Here is a 20,881-nt window from a genome sequence, read left to right on the forward strand (position 1 = left end):
GCCCTCTTTATTTAAGAGGGCAGGAGAAACCTGTGTTTAAATCTAGCGTTATTTTGTTGCTGATGCTGTCAGCCACTCTGTGTCAGGCGAGTGTGGTACTAAACGGCACCCGGATAATTATTGATGGTTCGAAAAATGAAAAGACCATCCAGTTTACTAACGCAGGCGATCAGCCTGCGCTTATTCAAATTCAGGCAGTGAATCCTGATGCAAATTCAACGCCGCCCTTTGTGGCGCTGCCGCAAATTTTTCGTATAGCACCGGTCGCCGGTCAAACGGTGAAAGTCAACGTCACTGAAAAAAATTTGCCGCAGGACAGAGAGTCGCTGTTTTATCTGGACTACACGGAGCTCCCCTCTGTTAAAAAGGGCGATGAAGATAAAAATAAACTTTATCTGATTATCAAGAACAGGGTGAAAGTCATCGTTCGTCCCGGGGATCTCGATTTCTCTGTGGATAAAGTCAGACAGGCGCTTTCCTGGCGTATCGAGGGGCACACAATCCTCCTTAAAAATGCGTCTCCCTTTTACGCCAATATTCGCTCGTTTGTCCTGGTAAAAGGTAATCACACGCTTCCCTGGGACGATGCCGTCACGCTGGCACCTTTTAGTGAACAGCGCATTACGCTGAAAAGCCATTCATCCCTCTCTGGATATGCGCTTAATGCCGTCCTGATTAATGATTTTGGCGCCGACGAAAAAATCAACGTAAACGAAAAATAGCAGAAATGAATAAAGCCACATTATTGTTATTCTTCGCTTCGAGCCTGATTGCAGCCAGGGCAAGTCAGGCGGCTGATGCGCAAAATGACTATACGTTTGATCCTGCTTTAATCCGTGAAATGATGCCGGGACAGGTTGCGATGCCCGTTGATTCACAGGATGCCTGGTTTCAGCCTGGCCGTTACGATGTCGATCTTTACCTCAATGGTAAGTTCCAGCAATCCACGGCTCTGCAAATCGTGCGCGCCGGAGGGCCGCTCTCCGTGTGTCTTACCTCGCCGTTTTATCGGGCGTTTGGCGTCAAAACCCCTTATCTGTCCGCCTTGAAGGCGGAAGACTGCGCACGGCCTGAGGCATTTTTGCCCGGCGCGACCGTCAACGTGAATACGGCAAGCTTACGCGTGGATGTGACCATTCCTCAGGCGATGCTGGTCCAGCGGCCCGTAGGCTATATCGCGCCCGAAAACCTGACGGCGGGCGATACCATGGCTTTCGTGAATTACAACCTTAACCAGTTTTATTCCGATTATAAAAATGCGCAGCGTTTTGAATCCACCTATCTGGGCATTAACAGTGGTATGAACGTCGGGATGTGGCGTTTCCGTCAGCAGGGAAATTTCACCCATGACGAGTTCGGCAATCGCTGGCAAAGCGCCCGGGCCTGGGTGCAACGTGCGCTGCCCACTTTACGAAGTGAGGCGGGGATAGGGGAACTTTTCAGTAACGGTGACTTATTTACTGCTGTCAGTTTTAACGGCGTCAGTCTGGACTCTGACGATCGTATGCTGCCGGATTCTGTTCGGGGTTATGCCCCGGTGGTGCGCGGCGTGGCAAACAGTAATGCACGGGTAACAATCTGGCAGGGCAAGCAGCGGATATACCAGACAACCGTCCCGCCGGGTCCGTTTATCATCAATGACCTGAGTCCGGTGAGCTATGGCGGCGATCTCAGCGTTGAGGTTCAGGAGTCTGACGGCAGCCTTCATCGATTTAGCGTGCCTTATGCGGTGTTACCGCAGTCGCTGCGTCCTGGCCGGACGGACTACAACTTTGCTGCCGGTAAAGTCAGGGATTACAGTAAATACAACGCCTTTACCGAATTAACCGTTAAGCACGGACTGACCAACGCCATCACCCTTAATGGCGGCGTACGGCTGGGCCAACGCTATCATGCTTTGCTGGCCGGCGGCGTCTGGGCCTCTGACATCGGCGCAGTGGGATTTAACAGCGCGTATTCTGAAGCCGATCTGAACGGCGGTGAGTCGACCCAGGGATGGCGTTACGCACTGAGTTACAGTCGAACCTTTCAGCCTACCAATACCACACTGACCTTTGCCGGATACCAGTATTCCACTCAGGGTTACCGGGATCTTAACGACGTGATTGCACTGAATAATGCAGAAACGCCCGGCCGCAACCTTATCAACAGCGAATATATGCAGCGTAACCGCCTGCAAATGACCCTTAATCAAACGCTGGGGCAGTGGGGCAATGTCTATCTCTCTGGCTCGAAGCAAAATTACTATGATGGACGCTCCCGGACGACGCAGTTTCAGGTCGGCTATGGCACGGTGCTGCCCAAAAATATCGCGCTGAATATTTCGCTCTCCCGCCAGTATTCGCGCAGAGCCTACTCAACCGATCCGCGCATGGCGGTGATGGCCCAGCATGCAGACGATACCTTTTATAAAGATACCCAGTTGCAGGTCAGCCTCTCTGTGCCGTTGGGCTCGGACGCCACCTCACCCTATCTGGCTCTGGGCGGCACGCGGGGAAGCCAGAACGGCAGTAACTACAACGCGTCGCTCAGCGGACTGAGCGGCGAGAGCGGCACCAGCTATAGCGTAAATGTGAATCGCGATCAGCAGCAACGTGATACGACGTTAAGTGGCAGCCTGGGCAAAAAGTTTTCAGAAGCCAGCGTGACCGGTACCGCATCGACCTCTTCGCGGTTTAACCAGATGTCCGTTAACGCGATGGGCGCAGCAGTGATCCACAGCGGCGGCGTGACGTTGGGCAATTATCTCGGCGACACCTTCGCCCTTGTCGAAGCGAAAGGCGCCAGGAACGCCCACGTTCTCAACAGCCAGGGTACCGAGATCGACCGCTTCGGCTATGCCCTGGTGCCGTCGCTTAACCCCTATCACTACAACCGGATTTCGTTGGGAGCCGGCGGCAGCGATAGCCATGTTGAGATACAGGACAGCGAGAAAATCGTCGCGCCCTATGCCGGTGCGATGGTGAAGGTGTCGTTCAGAACCTTACGCGGTTATCCGCTCATGTTAAAGACCCGCACCAATCGCGATAACACGGTGCCGATGGGCGCAGATCTGCTGGACGCGTCGGGCAATCGGGTGGGGACATTTGGTCAGGGCGGCAATGCCTGGTTGCGGGTGGCTAAAACTCAGGGGCAACTGAAGGCCGTCTGGGGAGAGGGCGCACAGTCATCCTGTTTAATTGATTACCGCATCCCGAAACCCAAGCCCGACGCGGTGATCACCTACGCGGATGCCGTCTGTCTTTTTTAGAATCTGAGGTATAAATGATGAAGCGCATTTTAGCGGTAATAACAGTATTTTTTTGGACGGTGTGGCTCCCGGCTCACGCGACCTGCACGCGTATACAGCCGGTCGATCAAGGCTGTGATGCCTGTGGTGCGCCCCTGAATTTCGGCAATATCGGGTTAATGAATCTTCGCTATCAGCCCGCCGGCACCGTGCTGGCCCGTTCGGTGTTTCGGGTGGTGCCGTCTGTGGCTAACAATAATCCCGATCGCGTGTTGTACGAGTGTGACCTTGCTGATAAAGACCAACTGTTTGAAGTCTTCGCCACCAACGGTGACAGCAACGTTGGCGGTGCCTGGGACATGGGGAACAACTATTTCCAGACCTATTTTCCTTTTACCGCATTAAAGCTGGTTCACGTGCGCAGCGGTAAGCCTTTTACCCGTATCTGGCAAAAAGTGCCGCTCACGCAGTATGAGATAGACGGGAACAAAATCAAGATCAGGGGGCGCGATTTCAGCCCCATCAGCGCGGAGCTCATTCGTACCGACAGCAACAACCGCACGCCCGGTTACGCGTCATGGGGCTGCCCCTGGGCGGCAGCCGATAATTATACCGGCGCATACAGTTGTAATCAGCCCAATGGCTATGTGGTGTTTATGGGGCCGGGAATGAATGTGCCCGAAGCGGGTCAGGACAGCTGGAACCATTTTGAAACCTGGGGTTCCGGACGTTATATGGCCTTTGGGATGAATACCGCGCCGGTCGCCACCCTGACGCAAAATATGACCCAGGGCTGTCGGGTGGAAAATTATACCGCAAACGTCATTTTCCCTGGCATCAGCATCAACGGGCTTAATGAAGGCCAGGCCGTGACAGCGCCGCTCAGCATTACCCTGGCCTGTGCAAACGGGACCGAGAACATCTCGGGTATTAACTCAGGCCAGCTCTCTCTGGGCTTCCAGCCAAGTTACGCGGCTTGGCTGCAGGCCGAGCAACTGAGTTTGACGACGGCAGGCGGTATCTCGCGCTACCTGGTGTCCGATCGCTATGACAGCGATCCTTCACTGGCAAAAGGCGTCGGCATTCAGTTACAGACGTCCAGTGGTCAGCCTGTCTCCTTTTTGAGCTGGAGCAGCTTCAGCAGTAATGCGGGCTGGCGGCCGGTACTGGAAGACGCGCAGGTTATCAGCGGTGGCCAGCAGAGTGACGAAAAGCTGTACCAGCGTACGTTCAGTGCCCGTCTTGCAAAGATTCCCGGTCAAACAGTGACGGCGGGCCGTGTCGATGCGACCGCATCCATCCTTATTCGGCTGCAATAACATGAAAACGTTTTTTTGGTTAGTTATGTCTGTCGCGATTCATGCCCATGCCGCAGTGATTCCACAGCAAAGCCGGCTCATCTTTCATCCTGGCGAGGTACAAATTCCGTTGCTGTTGGTCAACAGTGGTGACGCGCCTGTACTGATCCAGACCTGGATAGACGGCGGTTCACCGGAACGATCACCCGGCAGTAAAGCCTTTCCCTTTGTTGCGCTTCCCGGCGTTTTTACGCTGAATAAAGATGAAAAAAAGCAGATTGCGGTTCTGCGCACCGAGCTGGCCGCACAGCTGCCAAAGGATCGGGAATCCCTGTACTGGCTCAATCTTTACGAGATCAGCGCAGTGAAAAAAAGCACGCTACGGGCGGACAACGACAAGATCAGCATGGCGCTGAACACTCAGCTTAAAGTGATTAACCGGCCGTTCACGGACATTACGCCCTTTGCGGCACGGGTAAACGCGGTCACCTTTCAGGTAAGAAAAAAGCAGGGACAGTTTTTTATTCAGGCCATGAATCATAGCCGTTACTTTTTTACGCCGGGAAAAATGACGGTGACGGCAGGGGGGAAACGTTATCCCGTTTATCTGGACGGGGATAAAACGCTGGCACCTTTCACCCATAAAGAATATCCCCTCATGGGTGATGAGCCGCCTTTAGCCACAGGTGAGGGCAGCCTTAACTTTACCGCGCTGGACGATCAGGGTAATCCTCAGGTTTTCACGGCAACGCTGAGTCAGGCTTCGGCTTCCCCGTAAAATAACCGTACGCGGGTGCCCCTATTGTCTGGCACCCGCGAGTGATCAGTAAACCATGACAACCTTGCCGCGCATATGGCCTTCCAGCACGCGCTGGTGAGCGGTCTCAAGCGTTTCCACACTCAGGCCATGAAGCGTTTCGTTGAGTGTACTTTGCAGCTTGCCTTCGTCCAGCAGGCTGGCGACGGTATTGAGGATTTCACCCTGCTGCGCCATGTCTGGCGTGTTGTACATGCTGCGCGTATACATGAACTCAAAATGCAGTGCGGCGCTTTTTAACTTCAGTTGATCCATCGACAGCGGATGTTCATTCTCGACGATGGTGCAGATATGGCCCTGAGGGGCGATGAGCTGGCTCATGGTTTCCCAATGGCCGTCGGTGTCGTTAAGGCAGAAAATATAATCGACCTGTTTGATACCGTGCTTTTCCAGCTCCCCAACCATGTCTTTGTAGTTAATGACAAGGTCTGCCCCGCGATCGCGGCACCACTGGGCGGAATCTTCCCGTGAGGCGGTGGCAATCACTTTGGCTTTGCTGCGCATTTTTGCCAGCGGAATGGCCAGCGAACCGACGCCGCCAGCGCCGCCCACGACAAGCAGTGTTTGATCTTCACGTGCGGCGGCCATATCCAGCCGTTCAAACAGGCCTTCCCATGCGGTCAGCGCCGTCAGGGGAATAGCGGCAGAAGCCGCCCAGTCGAGGGTTTTCGGTTTGTGGCCGGTGATGCGTGAATCGACCAACTGCTCCGTACTGTTGCTGCCCGGGCGGGTAATATCGCCCGCGTAGTAAACCTCATCGCCTGGCTTAAAGCCGCTGACTTTGCTGCCGGTTTCCAGTACCACACCGCTGGCATCCCAGCCAAGAATACGCGGCACCTGTAAACCATTTTTGATCGCCCCTTTGTGGACTTTGGTATCCACCGGGTTGACCGAGGCGGCTTTCACCTGGACGCGCAGGTCATATTCGCCAGGCGTGAGGGTTTCTGGAAAAATTTCGACGAAGTTTTTTGGGTTTTCGGGATCGACGGCAATCGCGCGAACAGACATGGTTTATCTCCTGTAGTGTTTTCTCAAGTGTAGAACCCTGAGGCGATACTGATAAGATGGACAATCGTTATTAGCGTGTTCGTCTGAGGTGAACAATGGCGTTTCGTCAGTGGCAGGATATGGCGCTGTTTGCGTTAGTGGCAGAGTGTGGCAGTTTTACCGCCGCGGCAGAACGGGCGGGCTTACCCAAATCCAGCGTCAGTCAGCGCATCAGCCAGCTTGAACAGCGGCTGGGCATTCGCCTGTTAAACCGCACCACGCGCCAGTTAAACCTGACGTTTGCGGGCGAACGCTACCTGCTGCATTGCCAGGAGATGATGCAGGCCAGCGAACGTGCTGAGCAGGCTATTGCCAGTCTGCGGGAAAATCCCAGCGGTCGCCTGCGCATTACCAGCCCGGCGGGTATTGGCGCAACCTTACTGGCCCGCTGCAACGCCGCGTTTTTACGGCGCTATCCGGATGTGACGCTGGATATTTCCATTTCGGATGATATCCGCGATCTGGTGCAGGACGGTTTTGATCTGGCCTTGCGCACCGGCCAGCCGCAGGAGTCGTCTCTGATTGGTCGGCGCGTTGGCTACTGCCAGCGCTCGCTGGTGGCCGCGCAAGCCTATCTCGATCAGCATCCTCCGGTGACCCATCCTCAGCAGTTAGCCGCGCACCGTTGCATTGCGCACCGGGCCTGGAACGAGTGGGTGCTAAAACGGCACGATCAGTATCACCGTTGGCTGCTCCCGCCTGCACACCTCACTGACAATTTACTGTATGCACGCGAATCGGCGTTGGGCAGTGCCGGTATTACGCTTCTGCCGCGCTTTTTAATCGACGGAGAGATGCATGATGCGCGCCTTGTGCAGGTCTTGCCGGAATGGGAAATGGAGGGGAATGAACTGTGGCTGGTGTATCCCAGCCGAAAACTGAACTCGCCTGCGCTGATGAAGTACATTGAATTTGCGTTGCAGTCGCCGGTGTTTCGCGAATTCTACCACTGAAGAAAAGAGAAGGGCGGCATCGCTGCCGCCCCTGTGTTACTTAATAATACGCTTGTACTTAATACGCTTCGGCTCCAGCGCATCCGCGCCCAGCGTGCGTTTCTTGTACTCTTCGTATTCGGTAAAGTTACCTTCGAAGAACTCGATCTTGCCTTCATCCTGGTAATCCAGAATGTGGGTCGCGATACGGTCAAGGAACCAACGGTCATGCGAGATCACCATGGCGCAGCCAGGGAACTCAAGCAGGGCGTTTTCCAGCGCGCGCAGGGTTTCAATGTCCAGGTCGTTGGTTGGCTCATCGAGCAGCAGCATGTTGCCGCCAACCTGCAGCAGTTTTGCCAGATGCAGACGACCACGCTCACCACCGGACAGCTCGCCGACACGTTTGCCCTGATCCACGCCTTTAAAGTTAAAGCGTCCGACATAGGCACGGCTTGGCATTTCAGTGTTGCCGATGCGCATAATGTCCTGACCGCCGGAGACTTCTTCCCATACGGTTTTGGCATTATCCATGCTGTCACGGAACTGATCGACAGAAGCCAGCTTCACGGTTTCACCCAGCACAATCTCGCCGGAGTCCGGCTGTTCCTGACCGGACATCATGCGGAACAGCGTTGATTTACCGGCGCCGTTCGGGCCGATGATGCCGACGATGGCGCCTTTCGGTACGGAGAACGACAGGCCGTCAATCAGGACGCGGTCACCGTAGGATTTACGCAGGTTGCTGACTTCCAGCACTTTGTCACCCAGGCGGGCACCCGGCGGAATAAACAGCTCGTTGGTTTCGTTACGTTTCTGGTAGTCGGTGTTGTTCAGTTCTTCAAAGCGAGCCAGACGGGCTTTGCCTTTAGACTGCTGGCCTTTTGGCCCTTTACGTACCCACTCCAGCTCTTTCTCGATGGATTTACGACGTGCGGCTTCGGAAGAGGCTTCCTGTGCCAGACGGGCATCTTTCTGCTCCAGCCATGAGGAGTAGTTACCTTCCCACGGAATACCTTCGCCGCGGTCCAGTTCCAGAATCCAGCCAGCAACGTTATCCAGGAAGTAGCGGTCGTGCGTAATCGCTACCACGGTCCCTTCGAAGTCGTGCAGGAAGCGCTCCAGCCAGGCGACAGATTCGGCATCCAGGTGGTTCGTCGGTTCGTCCAGCAGCAGCATGTCGGGCTTTTCCAACAGCAGGCGGCACAGCGCGACACGGCGACGTTCACCACCAGACAGGTTTGCGACTTTTGCGTCCCAGTCCGGCAGGCGCAGGGCATCGGCGGCGCGTTCCAGCTGCGTGTTCAGGTTATGACCATCATGTGCCTGAATGATCTCTTCCAGACGTCCCTGCTCGGCAGCCAGCTTATCGAAATCCGCATCTTCTTCAGCGTATAAGGCATAAACCTCATCAAGACGTTTCAGCGCACCGACCACTTCGGACAGGGCTTCTTCAACGGACTCGCGCACGGTGTGCTCAAGGTTAAGCTGCGGTTCCTGTGGCAGGTAGCCGATTTTAATACCGGGCTGTGGGCGAGCTTCACCTTCGATATCTTTATCAATACCGGCCATGATGCGCAGCAGCGTAGATTTACCCGCACCGTTCAGGCCGAGTACACCAATTTTCGCGCCGGGGAAAAAGCTAAGGGAGATGTTCTTGAGAATATGTCGCTTGGGCGGAACTACTTTGCCGACGCGATGCATGCTATAGACGAATTGAGCCACGTTGTATTGAGCCTCTGGGTCTGTTTGTCGTTTGGATGATGTCGAAGTTTAGCCTTTTTCGCCGCCTATTCACAGCCGATGCGCCGGGATAATTCCGCGCAGTCGTGCAGTCAGGCGTAACTGTTTGATTTGTGTCCGCTGTCAGATGGAGCAGCAAACGGCCGCCTTAGCGCAGCGCGTCTGCTGTCCGCGACGAGAATTTAGCAATAGCCTGTTGCCGCCGCGTGACAGAAAAGCGTCAAGGAAGGCGGACGGGAATGTGCTGTTGGGTTAACCACTCACGCAGGGCGGGTTCGGGCGCGCTGTCGCTGACCAGTAAATCAAAGCGGGCGAGCTCGCCAATGCGCGCGGGCAGCACTTTGCCATATTTGCTGCTGTCGGCAACCAAAATACGTTGGCGGGCGCGCAGCATGGCATGGTGTTTCATCGGCAGCTCGTTGAGGTTGTAGCAGGTCGCTCCCTGATCCCGATCTACGCCAGCCGCAGAGATAAACGCCAGGCTGGGACACAGGTCATCCAGAATGGAATGGCCGCCGACGGGCGTGAATAAGGCATTGTCTGCATGAAATTCCCCGCCGCTCAGGATCACGTTGCAGGCGGGTTTTTCTTTCAGCGCGAGAAAGGTATTCATGGCACAGCAGATGGCGGTAAAGGGCAGCTCATCCGGAATCGCATCCACGACATAGGGCAGGGTGGTGCCGCAGTCGAAAAACACCGTGTCGTTTTCACTAATCAGGCTGGCTGCTGCCTGAGCGAGCCGCTGCTTGCGGGCCGCATTTTGGCCATGTTGATCGGAGATGAAATAGTGTCCGGCGTGGTTTCGGGGATCGCTCACAATATAACCGCCCAACAATACCACGCTCGATGTCGGTTCACTTAAGTCCCGACGCACGGTCATTTCGGAGACGTCCAGCAGCTGTGCGGCATCTTTCAGATGTAATTTATCGGTGCGCTTAAGTGCCAGAGCCAGTTTGCGAATGCGTTCGTCGCGGCGGGTTTCCATTGTCATTTCTGAACCTGTATTCCTTGAAGAAGACGTCATACGTCAGTGCCTGTCACATTGTTATCGCGCAATTAAATTTACCTGAAATCGACGTGGTTTTATTGAGGCTGTGACAAATTTCAAAAAATATAAGGTGTTGCGTGCTCACCGGGTAAGATTTTTCATCTTACCCGCAATGTTATTACCCCGCAAACCTGCACTAAAGCTAAGAATAACGCACCGTTCAGATAGCTGATTTTGTTATAATAGTAACATCTGGAGGGCAGAAAATCCGATAAATTGCGGAATAATGTCACGTTAAATGTGAAATTTATCACATATTAAACGCCGGTGAATTGGTAGTGTTATTTTTATAACATTTTAGCTGTTCATTACCGGGGGAAAAATGGATATCGCCGTTATTGGTTCAAACATGGTGGATTTAATCACCTATACCAACAGCTTTCCTAAAGCTGGAGAGACGCTTGAGGCACCCGATTTTGCGATTGGCTGTGGGGGAAAAGGGGCCAATCAGGCTGTGGCGGCAGCAAAACTGGGTGGCGAGGTGATGCTGGTCAGTAAAGTCGGCGATGACCTGTTTGCGCCCACCACGCTGGCTAATTTGCAACAGCAGGGCGTGGATACGCGTTATGTCACAACCGAAAAAGGGGTTTCCAGCGGCGTGGCCCCCATTTTTGTTGATGATCAGTCGCAAAACCGCATTTTAATTATCAAAGGCGCGAATCAGCACCTCAGGCCGGCGGATATTGATGCTGCGGGTGATGCGTTGAAACGCTGTCGGTTGATCATTCTTCAGCTCGAAATTCCGCTGGAAACGGTGTACTACGCTATCGATTTTGCCCGTCAGCATGATATTCGCGTCATCCTCAACCCTGCGCCCGCCGTGGCAGACCTGGATATCCGCTATGCCTGCCAGTGCGACTTTTTTATGCCCAATGAGACGGAGCTGGAAATTCTTACCGGGATGCCGGTGGGGACGGATGATGACGTCAGGCTGGCCGGTGCATCCTTGCTGAAACGTGGCCTGAAAAACCTGATCGTTACGCTGGGCAGTCGCGGATCGTTGTGGATGACCGGAGAGACACAGCACCAGGTTGCGCCTGTGCCGGTTAAGGCAGTGGATACCAGCGGTGCGGGTGATGCGTTTATCGGCTGCTTCGCTCATGAACTGGTGAAAACGGGCGATATTCCTGCGGCGATGGCCAAAGCCTCCGCCTACGCGGCCTTTAGCGTGACGGCGCGCGGCACACAACGTTCTTATCCTGATACAGCGGAATTTCAGTGCTTTCTTGACCTTCAGTGAGGTACAGCCATGCACCAGAACATTGTTCAGCAAAATGACGGTTATCTAAATAAGACTCCGCTGTTCCAGTTCATTCTGCTTTCCTGCCTGTTCCCTTTGTGGGGCTGTGCGGCAAGCCTGAATGACATTCTGATTACGCAGTTTAAAAGCGTTTTCGCCCTGAGCGATTTTGCCAGCGCCCTGGTGCAGAGCGCCTTTTACGGCGGCTATTTTCTGATTGCGATTCCTGCCTCGCTGGTGATCCGTAAAACCAGTTACAAGCTGGCTATATTAGCCGGTCTGGCGTTGTACATCCTGGGCTGCCTGCTGTTTTATCCCGCCTCGCATATGGCAACCTACACCATGTTTCTGGCGGCGATTTTTGCCATTGCCATTGGGTTAAGCTTTCTGGAGACGGCGGCGAACACCTATAGCTCAATGATCGGACAGCGTCAGCATGCCACGCTGCGTCTTAACATCAGTCAGACGTTTTATCCGGTGGGGGCGCTGATGGGCATTGTGCTGGGAAAATATCTGGTGTTTCAGGATGGAGAAAGCCTGGAAACGCAAATGGCAAACATGACGGCGGCGCAGGCGCATGCCTTCCGCCTGTCCATGCTGGAACATACCCTGGAACCCTATAAATATCTGGTGATGGTGCTGGTGGTTGTCATGCTGCTGTTTATGTTCACCCGCTATCCACGCTGCAAGCCGCAAAGCAACGAAAAATCGCTGCCAACGCTGGGGGAAACCTTTCGCTATCTGGCTAAAAATCGCCATTTTAAACGCGGTATTCTGGCACAGTTTTTATACGTCGGTATGCAGGTGGCGGTGTGGTCCTTTACCATCCGTCTGGCGCTTACGTTGGGAGCGGCCAATGAGCGCGAGGCATCCAGCTTTATGATTTACAGCTTTATCTGTTTCTTTATTGGCAAGTTTGTCGCCAACATTTTAATGACGCGTTTCCGGCCAGAGAAAGTGCTTATCGCCTTTTCACTCCTTGGCATCGCAACGCTGGGCTACGTGATGCTGGTGCCCAATTTCACAGCAGTCTACGCCGCGGTGTTTGTCAGCGTGCTGTTTGGCCCGTGCTGGGCGACGATCTATGCCGGGACGCTCGCGACCGTTGACAGTAAATACACCGAAGTCGCGGGAGCATTTATTGTGATGTCCATTGTGGGTGCGGCCTTTGTGCCCGCGCTGCAGGGCTTTGTTTCCGATCACCTGGGATCGATGCAGCTGGCATTCGGCGTATCGCTGCTGTGTTTCGCATGGGTTGGGTTCTATTTTTGGGGCGAGCTGCGCCACAAAAAGCAGCCTCGCCTTAGCGGAAACCTGGCGGAGGAGGGGCGATGAAAACCCGTTTACCGCTTTGTCGCGAACAGTTCACCTACACGCCTGGCCTGCTGCTGGAGAGCGAGGACTTCAGCGTCGAGCTGTTTCGTTATCCTGCGGGCATTGAAGCCATTCGCATTCACAACCGACGGGGCACGATAATTGTGTTGCCGTTTCTGGGCCAGATGGTGTGGGACGTGAATTTTGACGGCCGCGCATTAACCATGGGACATCGCTTTAAACAGCCGCTGCCGGGTGATTCGATTATCGATACCTATGGCTGCTTTGCCTTTCACTCTGGCCTGCTGGCGAATGGCTGCCCTGCTGCGGAAGACACGCACGCGCTGCACGGCGAAATGGCCTGCGCACGCATGGATACAGCATGGATTGTGCTGGAGGGCGACAGACTTTCGGTGGAGGGCGAAACCGAATACATCAAGGGGTTTGGTCACCACTATCGGGCGGCTCCGGCGGTAAGATTAGGGGCCAGTCAGGCACGACTGGTGCTGGAGATGAGCGTCACCAACCTGGCTGGCGCGCCGATGCCGTTGCAGTACATGTGCCACATCAACAGCGCGTGGGTGGCGCAGGGGCAGTTCAGGCAGACGATACCGGATGAGGCATTTCAGCTGCGCCGCTCCCTACCGGCACATGTGCGGCCCACGTCGCAATGGACCGCTTTTACCGCTTCCCTTGCCGGCGATCCCGCCGCTTTACGCCGGCTGGATCAACCCGAGATGTACGATCCAGAGATTGTCTTCTTTGCCGATCGTCTGGCGCAGTACGGTGAGAACGTTCAGTTTGAACTCCATTCTCCGGACGGTTACGCCCTGATGACCCGCTTTTCTACTGCGCAGTTCCCGCATGCCACGCGCTGGATACTGCATAATGCGGATCAACAGGTTGCTGCCTATGTGCTGCCCGCCACCTGCCGTCCTGAAGGCTTTGCTGCGGCAACGCGCGCCGGAACGTTAATCGCGCTGATGCCCGGCGAGCAGCGCCATTTTCAGGTCGAAACCGGTCTGCTGTAAAACCCGTACGGCGACGCTTCAGGGTCGTAACCTTACCCGGTGAAACAGGCTGTTGTTATCGCATCGTCTTTTTCCCCTGGGATTCCGGGAGCGTCATACGCCCCGGATAATCCCGGTGGCGAAACGCGCTGGATAGCCTGTCGGTATCTTCGTTCGCGCTGGCTTCTTACTGAAGCCGGCCTCTTCAGACCGGATAAACACACCGGTATGCCGCGTTATGTCAGAACCCCGTCGTCACGCCTCCTGTTTTTTGCCCGGCTGAGAACCCTTCTTCTTTTGTTTTCGCACCGATGGAGGTGATTTTCGCCATCTCTTCCTCTTCCCGCGCCGAACATAAGCTGTTTTATGTGATCTTGATCACATAAAAAGACATTAGCCAGCTTTATGAGAATGCTTACCCTTTTAAAAGTTGAATGATAATGATTATTATTAATGTTGTTATTATCGTTAAAAAGCGCATATTTAATGCAAATTAACCACATAAAATGTAGTTTTTAATGATTTTTTTAAACATAAATTCTTAATTTTCTTGATCTCATGGGTTAGCCAGCTCGGCTAAAGGTTACTGAATCTGAACTGACTCGCGCGGTCTGGCGCATGCTGCTGCCCTGTTTTCACGGTGGCCGGGCGGCCTACGTCTTTAACAAAGGAACAGGATATGGTGTTACGTAAGCAAAATCTGTCGGTGCCTCGCCGACATCTGCCTGATGAGGTCCTGACTGCTCAGGACTTTATCTTTAACGACGCGCAAATCCCTGCGTGGCATCAGCAAACGCAAGAGGCGCTGGCGCTGATCTCCAGCACCATTCAGCGCGTTGAAAAGCCCTTCAGCGGTATTCTGCCCCACGAGCTGGCTCCGGCTTTCAGCGCTGTCGATCTTGACCAGCCGCTGGGAAATAACGAGGCCGCGCTGGAAGAGCTGCGGACGCTTTATCTGCGCGATGCCATCTGGTTCCACCATCCCAAATACGTGGCGCACCTTAACTGCCCGGTTGTACTGCCGTCTCTGCTGGCCGAGCAGATCATGGCGGCAGTCAACAGCTCCGTGGATACGTGGGACCAGAGTGCGGGCGGAACGCTGATAGAACAGAAGGTGATTGACTGGACGCTGGGCCGCATCGGTCTGCCTGCGAGCGCAGACGGCATCTTTACCAGCGGCGGGACGCAGTCGAATCTGATGGCGATGCTGCTGGCGCGCGACAGCTGGTGCGCCGCACATCATCCGGGCCACCTGATCAAACATCAGGGCCTGCCTGCCGATGCGGCAAAATGGCGCGTGTTGACCTCCAGACTGAGCCACTTCAGCATCCAGAAATCGATGGCCATTCTCGGCCTGGGCTACGATGCGGTCATCCCGGTAGCGTATGACGACCATTACCGCATGGACAGCGTGCAGCTTGAGCAGGAGATTCAGCGCTGTCATGAGCAGGGCCTGATCCCTATCGCCGTCGTTGCCACCAGCGGCACCACCGATTTCGGCAGTATCGATCCGCTGGAAAGCATCGCGAAACTTTGTCAGCAGCACGGCATCTGGATGCACGTCGACGCGGCGTACGGCTGCGGCCTCCTGGTTTCCGAACAGCATCGCCAGCGCCTCAACGGCATTGAAAAAGCCGACTCGGTGACGGTGGATTACCACAAGTCATTCTTCCAGACCGTAAGCTGTGGCGCGTTCTTTGTGCGCGAGAAACAGCACCTTAGCCATGTAACGCACCATGCTGATTACCTTAATCCGCTTAGCGCCCAGCAGGAAGGGACGCCAAACCTGGTCAATAAAAGTATTCAGACCACGCGTCGGTTTGACGCGCTGAAAATGTGGCTGACCTTACGCATTATGGGGCCGTCTGCACTGGGTGAGGCATTCGATACCATTCTGACGCTGACTCAGGCAACCCATCAGCGGCTGAACGCCCATCCGGCGATTGAGGTTCTGCATGCGCCTGAACTGACCACCCAAATCTTCCGCTTCGTGCCACGCCCTGGCATGAATCCCGCACAGCTGGATGCCATCAACGCCGGTATCCGCAAGGCGCTGTTCCGATCCGGTAATGCGGTGATTGCCGGGACCAAAGTGGAGGGGCGGCAGTACCTGAAATTTACCCTGCTGAATCCCACCACCTCGGTGGCTGACATTGAAGATGTGATCGCCCTGATCGCCCATTACGGTCGAGAACAGGCGCGTGACGTGACATTACCCGTGGCTAACCAGTGAGAACGGTGCAATGAACAACCAGATGTATGACTTTATCGGTATTGGTATCGGTCCTTTTAATCTCAGCCTGGCCTGCCTGAGCGAACCGGTTGAGGGGCTGAAGGGGATTTTTCTGGATCAAAATTCGGGATTCGACTGGCACACCGGCATGATGCTGGAGAGTGCGCATCTGCAAACGCCCTTTATGGCTGACCTGGTGACGCTGGCCGATCCCACCAATCCCTATAGCCTGCTCAATTATATGAAACAGAAAGGGAAAATTTATTCGTTTTACATTCGCGAAGACTTCTTCCTGATGCGAAAAGAGTACAACCAGTACTGTCAGTGGGCCTGTTCACAGCTGAGTAATTTACGCTGGAACACGCGCGTAGACTATGTAAGCTACGACGATGCCCGACAGTGCTACTGCGTTCGCTCGGTGGATACGCTCACGGGTCAGCAGCAAGAGTGGCTGGCCCGTAAGCTGGTGTTGGGCACCGGACCCACCGCCTGGCTGCCGGCGTGCAGCCGACCGCACCAGTCGCGTTTCACCCATTCCAGCCAGTATCTGGCAGACAAAGCGGAATTGCAGAAAAAAAGCACCCTCACCGTGCTGGGAAGCGGGCAGAGCGCTGCAGAGATCTATTACGATCTGCTGACGGACATCGATCGGTTTGGCTATCAGCTGAACTGGATCACCCGCGCGCCGCGTTTTTATCCGCTGGAATACACCAAACTGACCCTGGAGATGACCTCGCCAGAATGGGTCGACTACTTCCACGCGCTGCCGGGGGAGAAGCGCGATGCGCTGAACGCGCGCCACAAAAATCTCTACAAAGGTATTAACAGCACCTTAATCAACGACATCTACGACCTGATGTACGTCAAGCAACTGGATGGCGCGCTGGACGTTAACCTGTTCACCCATTCTGAACTTACCGGTATGCGCTGGTTGCCAGGCGGTGAATGTGAACTCGCGCTGCATCATCAGGAACAGGATTGTGCTTACACGCGTCGTACTCAGGGCCTGGTCATGGCAACGGGTTATCAGTATCGCCCGCCGATGTTTATCGAAGGCATCAGCCAGCGTCTGCGCTGGGATGAGAAGGGCCGTTACGACGTCCAGCGCAATTACAGTATCGACCTGCACAACCAGGTCTTCGTCCAGAACGCGGAGCTGCATACGCATGGTTTTGTGACGCCGGATCTTGGCATGGCCTGCTATCGCAACTCGGTGCTCCTGCGTGAACTCACCGGGCGGGAAGTTTATCCCGTTGAGCGTCAAATCGCCTTCCAGACTTTCCCGGCCCAAACGGAACACTAATATGTCACAGTCCACACTTTTCACTGCGGCCCGTCCAGCGGGGCAGTTTACCCTTCGTCCCCTGCTGCCCGCTGATGTGAGGCTTATTCACCGCTGGGTCACGCGCGACTACGCCCGCTTCTGGGGAATGCAGGATCACGCGCCAGAGCAGGTCGCCGAATTCTATCAACAGCTGACGGCAAAAGATCCCCATGCGGCGTTAATCGGCTGCTGCGATGGCGAACCGGCGTTTCTTATCGAATGTTATCGTGCCAGTGAGGATGAGGTCGGCAGGCATTATCCCGCCCAGCCAGACGACTACGGCATGCATATTCTGATCGCGCCCGCGGTGACACCGGTCAGCCAGTTTAGCTGGCAGGTGTTCAGCACGGTCATGGACTACATGTTCAGCCGCCCCGAGGTTAACCGCGTGGTGGTCGAGCCGGACGTGCGCAATGACAAAATCCATCGCCTGAATAAACGTGCGGGTTTTCGCTATCAGCACACCATTGATATGGGACATAAAACGGCCTGGTTGGCTTTCTGCCAGCGCGATGATTATCAGCAGGCCCTACTGCAGGAATCACATATGAATAACACCACACCGCTGTTGAACGGTTCACACCTCACCGGACATGACTGGCTGCAGGCCAACCGTTTACTGATTCGCAAAGCCATTGCCGAATTCGCGCACGAGAAGCTGATCACCCCTGTTGATGTCGGCAGTGGCCGTTACCAGCTGGCCGTGCCGAATGGCGAATCAGAATATGTTTTTTCCGCACAACGGCTGGCGCTGGACCACTGGGAAATCGATGTGGCTTCCCTGCAAAAACAGGAAAACGGCCAGCGTTTACCGCTGGATGCGCTGCAGTTTATTGAAGAGTTCAATGCCCAAATCGGCATCCCTCAGGCGCTGTTGGCGACCTATATGGAAGAGATTAGCAGCACGTTGTGCAGTAGCGTGTTTAAACTGCAGAAGAACAATCCAGACAGCCAGGCGCTGGTGAAGGCGGACTTCCAGACCCTGGAGTCGTCGATGACGGAAGGGCATCCCTGCTTTGTCGCCAATAACGGCCGTATTGGTTTTGATGCTCGCGATTATCTCGCTTATGCGCCTGAGGCGGCGACGCCGGTGAGATTGATCTGGGTCGCCGTGCATCGACGTAATGCTCACTTCTCCAGCATCAGTGAACTGAGCTATGCGCGGCTGTTGCAGGAGGAGTTAGGACAGGCTGCCCTCGACCAGTTCGCCGCTCAACTGGCGAGCAAAGACGTCGTCGCCGAAGACTATATCCTGATGCCGGTCCATCCCTGGCAGTGGCAGAATAAACTGCTGACGGTGTTTGCTGCGGATATTGCTAACCAGGACATTATTTATCTCGGAATCGGTGAGGACCACTATCAGGCTCAACAGTCGATTCGCACCTTCTTTAACCGCAGCCAGCCGCAGAAACGCTATGTGAAAACGGCGCTGTCGGTGCTGAACATGGGCTTTATGCGCGGTCTTTCGCCTTACTATATGGCGACCACGCCCGCGATTAACGAATGGCTGGAAACGCTGGTGGCAAACGATAGCTGGCTCCAGCGCTGTGATTTCCGCATCCTGCGTGAAGTGGCCGCAGTGGGCTATCACAACCGACATTACGAACGCGCGATCAAAGGCGACTCTGCCTACAAGAAAATGTTTGCGGCCCTGTGGCGTGATAATCCGGTCACTGACCTGCAGCCTGGCCAGCGTTTAATGACCATGGCGGCGTTTCTGCATGTCGATCATCAGCAGCAGCCGTTATTACCGGCGCTGATCGCCGATTCGGGGCTGCCAGCGGAACAGTGGATTGACCGTTACCTGAACTGTTATCTCAGCCCGCTGCTGCATTGCTTTTATCAACACGATCTGGTGTTTATGCCTCACGGTGAGAACCTTATTCTGCTGCTGGAAAACAATGTGCCGGTCAGCGCCTACATGAAGGACATCGGCGAGGAGATTGCGGTGATGAATCCGGATGCGGTTCTGCCTGAAAAGGTGCAGCGGCTGGCGGTGGACGTGCCTGAACATCTGAAGCTGCTGTCGATTTTTACCGACGTCTTCGACTGCATTTTCCGCTTTATCAGCGCGATTTTGCATCAGTCTGATACCTTGTCGGAAACCCAGTTCTGGCAGCGGGTGGCGCAGTGCGTCAAGGACTATCAGCAGGCCCATCCGCAGCTTGCCAGTAAGTTCGCCCGCTACGATATGTTTGCGCCCGAATTCACCCGCTCTTGCCTGAATCGCCTGCAGCTGGCGAACAATCAGCAGATGATTAACCTGTCCGATCCTGCAGAAAACCTCAAGTTTGCCGGTACGCTGGAGAATCCCATCGCCAAATGGCGGTAACGGGATAATGACCTCCTTTCACATCAGCGCGGTCGCTCAGGCGACCGCGTTTTTTATCGTTTTTCTGGACATTCTACACGATGGCTCTTTTTCAACCGGTCTCGCGCCTCACGCGTCGACATTTCCTGTTCCCCTTATCGCTGGTGTTATTTGAGTTTGCCACCTATCTGGCGCACGACATGATTCAGCCAGGCATGCTGCTGGTCACGCAGGCATTTCACGTGGGTCCGGAGTGGGTCTCCACGTCACTGACCGCTTACCTGATGGGCGGCATGCTGTTGCAGTGGCTGTTGGGCCCGCTATCCGACAAGCTGGGACGACGTCCGGTGCTGCTGGCAGGCGTTGCCTTTTTCATGCTGACCTGCCTCGCAACCCACTGGGTGCAGAGCATTGGGCAGTTTATCCTGCTGCGCTTTCTTCAGGGCATCAGCCTGTGTTTCATCGGTGCAGTCGGTTATGCCGCCATTCAGGAGGCATTTGACGAAGCGCTCAGCGTAAAGATGATGGCGCTGATGGCTAACGTAGCGCTGCTGGCACCGTTGGCCGGGCCGCTGGCGGGCACGGCGTTTCTGGCTGTTGCGGACTGGCGCACGCTGTTCCTGTTTTTTGCCGCCCTGTCTGCTCTGGCATTGACGGGCCTGTGGCTCTCGATGCCGGAAACGGCGGGCGACAGAAACACCTCCGTGTCGCTGAAGTCCCTGGCTGCCGGCTATTACGCCTTGTTAAAAGACCGCCAGGTGATGTGCGGTTCACTGGCCATCGGCCTGGTGACGATTCCCTGTCTGGCATGGGTAGCGCTTTCTCCCGTTATCCTGATTCACGATCTGGGACTGAGCCGCATGGATTATGCGCTGCTCCAGTTACCGGTCTTTCTGGCGATGATCGCCGGAAATCTGCTGCTGGGGCGGCTTGCCAGCCGTCTGCCGGTTGAACAGCCGCTGCGGCTGGGGGCCTGGCCGATTATGGCGGGTTTGACGGTGGCCGCTATTGGCACCTTTATCAATGCAGGCAACGCGGCATGGCTGACGGCGGGCCTGAGCCTTTACGGATTTGGCACCGGAATGGTGAATGCCGGGCTGTACCGACTGACATTGTTCTCCAGCCGGGCGGGCAAGGGCAGCGTCGCGGCGATGTTAGGGATGGTCAGTATGGTGGTGTTTGCGCTGGGCATTGAGGCGGTGAAAGCGGCGTACTTCGGTGGCGGAACGGCCTGGTTCAGCCTGATTAATCTGCTGTGCGGGCTGTTATGGCTGGCACTGGTGCGGTCGTTTCTGCGCGAAAAACAGCGGCGACACAGCACCGTAACGGCCTGAG

General features: G+C 55.1%; 15 protein-coding genes. 12 read left to right on the forward strand and 3 right to left on the reverse strand.

Annotation, left to right across the window (positions count from 1 at the left end; translation table 11 throughout):
* Positions 1-32: 32 nt before the first annotated feature.
* From EL29_RS00515 to EL29_RS00530, 4 genes are read left to right on the forward strand one after another with little or no spacing between them, the layout of a single operon-like run.
* A complete protein-coding gene (locus EL29_RS00515; protein WP_028714792.1) occupies positions 33-722 on the forward strand; it encodes a fimbrial biogenesis chaperone in 690 nt (229 codons plus the stop codon).
* A gap of 5 nt (positions 723-727) precedes the next feature.
* The gene (locus tag EL29_RS00520; protein WP_033765501.1) at positions 728-3,250 is read left to right on the forward strand and encodes a fimbria/pilus outer membrane usher protein; all 2,523 of its coding nucleotides are present in this window, start codon (positions 728-730) and stop codon (positions 3,248-3,250) included.
* A gap of 14 nt (positions 3,251-3,264) precedes the next feature.
* On the forward strand, positions 3,265-4,548 hold the full coding sequence (locus EL29_RS00525) for a fimbrial protein (RefSeq protein ID WP_022622277.1): 1,284 nt from the start codon (positions 3,265-3,267) through the stop codon (positions 4,546-4,548).
* Position 4,549: 1 nt separating this feature from the next.
* Positions 4,550-5,305, forward strand: a complete 756-nt coding sequence (locus EL29_RS00530) for a fimbrial biogenesis chaperone (RefSeq protein ID WP_028714794.1) — start codon at positions 4,550-4,552, stop codon at positions 5,303-5,305.
* Positions 5,306-5,350: 45 nt separating this feature from the next.
* On the opposite strand, the gene EL29_RS00535 is transcribed toward EL29_RS00530, so the two are convergent.
* Positions 5,351-6,352: a zinc-binding alcohol dehydrogenase family protein gene (locus EL29_RS00535; protein ID WP_014606636.1), complete on the reverse strand. Its 1,002-nt coding sequence runs from the start codon at positions 6,350-6,352 to the stop codon at positions 5,351-5,353.
* A 95-nt stretch (positions 6,353-6,447) separates the two neighbouring features.
* Here EL29_RS00535 and EL29_RS00540 point away from each other — a divergent pair, with 95 nt between their 5' ends.
* Entirely contained in the window at positions 6,448-7,344 is an 897-nt protein-coding gene (locus tag EL29_RS00540; RefSeq protein ID WP_013024524.1) for a LysR family transcriptional regulator, read from the forward strand.
* Positions 7,345-7,380: 36 nt separating this feature from the next.
* On the opposite strand, the gene ettA is transcribed toward EL29_RS00540, so the two are convergent.
* A complete protein-coding gene (ettA, locus tag EL29_RS00545) occupies positions 7,381-9,048 on the reverse strand; it encodes an energy-dependent translational throttle protein EttA (protein WP_013024525.1) in 1,668 nt (555 codons plus the stop codon).
* Between the two features lie 238 nt (positions 9,049-9,286).
* Positions 9,287-10,051, reverse strand: coding sequence for a DNA-binding transcriptional repressor DeoR (gene deoR, locus EL29_RS00550; RefSeq protein WP_024472311.1), 765 nt, complete (start codon positions 10,049-10,051; stop codon positions 9,287-9,289).
* Positions 10,052-10,436: 385 nt separating this feature from the next.
* On the opposite strand from deoR, the gene rbsK reads away from it, so the two are divergent.
* From rbsK to EL29_RS00585, 7 genes are all read left to right on the forward strand, one after another.
* Positions 10,437-11,354: a ribokinase gene (gene rbsK / locus EL29_RS00555; protein ID WP_028714795.1), complete on the forward strand. Its 918-nt coding sequence runs from the start codon at positions 10,437-10,439 to the stop codon at positions 11,352-11,354.
* A 9-nt stretch (positions 11,355-11,363) separates the two neighbouring features.
* Positions 11,364-12,689 (forward strand): L-fucose:H+ symporter permease, encoded by a 1,326-nt coding sequence (fucP, locus tag EL29_RS00560; protein WP_013024528.1) that lies wholly within the window; start codon positions 11,364-11,366, stop codon positions 12,687-12,689.
* Positions 12,686-13,699 (forward strand): aldose 1-epimerase family protein, encoded by a 1,014-nt coding sequence (locus tag EL29_RS00565; RefSeq protein WP_028714796.1) that lies wholly within the window; start codon positions 12,686-12,688, stop codon positions 13,697-13,699. Before fucP ends, EL29_RS00565 begins: the two co-directional genes overlap by 4 nt.
* A 658-nt stretch (positions 13,700-14,357) precedes the next feature.
* Entirely contained in the window at positions 14,358-15,911 is a 1,554-nt protein-coding gene (locus EL29_RS00570; protein WP_028714797.1) for a pyridoxal phosphate-dependent decarboxylase family protein, read from the forward strand.
* A 10-nt stretch (positions 15,912-15,921) separates the two neighbouring features.
* The gene (locus EL29_RS00575; protein ID WP_014606631.1) at positions 15,922-17,214 is read left to right on the forward strand and encodes a lysine N(6)-hydroxylase/L-ornithine N(5)-oxygenase family protein; all 1,293 of its coding nucleotides are present in this window, start codon (positions 15,922-15,924) and stop codon (positions 17,212-17,214) included.
* A 1-nt stretch (position 17,215) separates the two neighbouring features.
* Entirely contained in the window at positions 17,216-19,567 is a 2,352-nt protein-coding gene (locus EL29_RS00580) for a GNAT family N-acetyltransferase (protein ID WP_028714798.1), read from the forward strand.
* 80 nt (positions 19,568-19,647) lie between these two features.
* A complete protein-coding gene (locus EL29_RS00585; protein ID WP_028714799.1) occupies positions 19,648-20,880 on the forward strand; it encodes an MFS transporter in 1,233 nt (410 codons plus the stop codon).
* The last annotated feature ends 1 nt before the right edge of the window (position 20,881 follow it).

Source organism: Pantoea ananatis LMG 2665, assembly GCF_000710035.2.
Lineage (GTDB): Bacteria > Pseudomonadota > Gammaproteobacteria > Enterobacterales > Enterobacteriaceae > Pantoea > Pantoea ananatis.

Excerpts from the sequence above, each read along its gene's own strand:
- EL29_RS00520 (WP_033765501.1), top strand. The coding sequence starts at position 728 with ATGAATAAAGCCACATTATTGTTATTCTTCGCTTCGAGCCTGATTGCA.
- EL29_RS00525 (WP_022622277.1), top strand. The coding sequence starts at position 3,265 with ATGATGAAGCGCATTTTAGCGGTAATAACAGTATTTTTTTGGACGGTG.
- EL29_RS00530 (WP_028714794.1), top strand. The coding sequence starts at position 4,550 with ATGAAAACGTTTTTTTGGTTAGTTATGTCTGTCGCGATTCATGCCCAT.
- EL29_RS00535 (WP_014606636.1), bottom strand. The coding sequence starts at position 6,352 with ATGTCTGTTCGCGCGATTGCCGTCGATCCCGAAAACCCAAAAAACTTC.
- EL29_RS00540 (WP_013024524.1), top strand. The coding sequence starts at position 6,448 with ATGGCGTTTCGTCAGTGGCAGGATATGGCGCTGTTTGCGTTAGTGGCA.
- deoR (WP_024472311.1), bottom strand. The coding sequence starts at position 10,051 with ATGGAAACCCGCCGCGACGAACGCATTCGCAAACTGGCTCTGGCACTT.
- rbsK (WP_028714795.1), top strand. The coding sequence starts at position 10,437 with ATGGATATCGCCGTTATTGGTTCAAACATGGTGGATTTAATCACCTAT.
- fucP (WP_013024528.1), top strand. The coding sequence starts at position 11,364 with ATGCACCAGAACATTGTTCAGCAAAATGACGGTTATCTAAATAAGACT.
- EL29_RS00565 (WP_028714796.1), top strand. The coding sequence starts at position 12,686 with ATGAAAACCCGTTTACCGCTTTGTCGCGAACAGTTCACCTACACGCCT.
- EL29_RS00570 (WP_028714797.1), top strand. The coding sequence starts at position 14,358 with ATGGTGTTACGTAAGCAAAATCTGTCGGTGCCTCGCCGACATCTGCCT.
- EL29_RS00575 (WP_014606631.1), top strand. The coding sequence starts at position 15,922 with ATGAACAACCAGATGTATGACTTTATCGGTATTGGTATCGGTCCTTTT.
- EL29_RS00580 (WP_028714798.1), top strand. The coding sequence starts at position 17,216 with ATGTCACAGTCCACACTTTTCACTGCGGCCCGTCCAGCGGGGCAGTTT.
- EL29_RS00585 (WP_028714799.1), top strand. The coding sequence starts at position 19,648 with ATGGCTCTTTTTCAACCGGTCTCGCGCCTCACGCGTCGACATTTCCTG.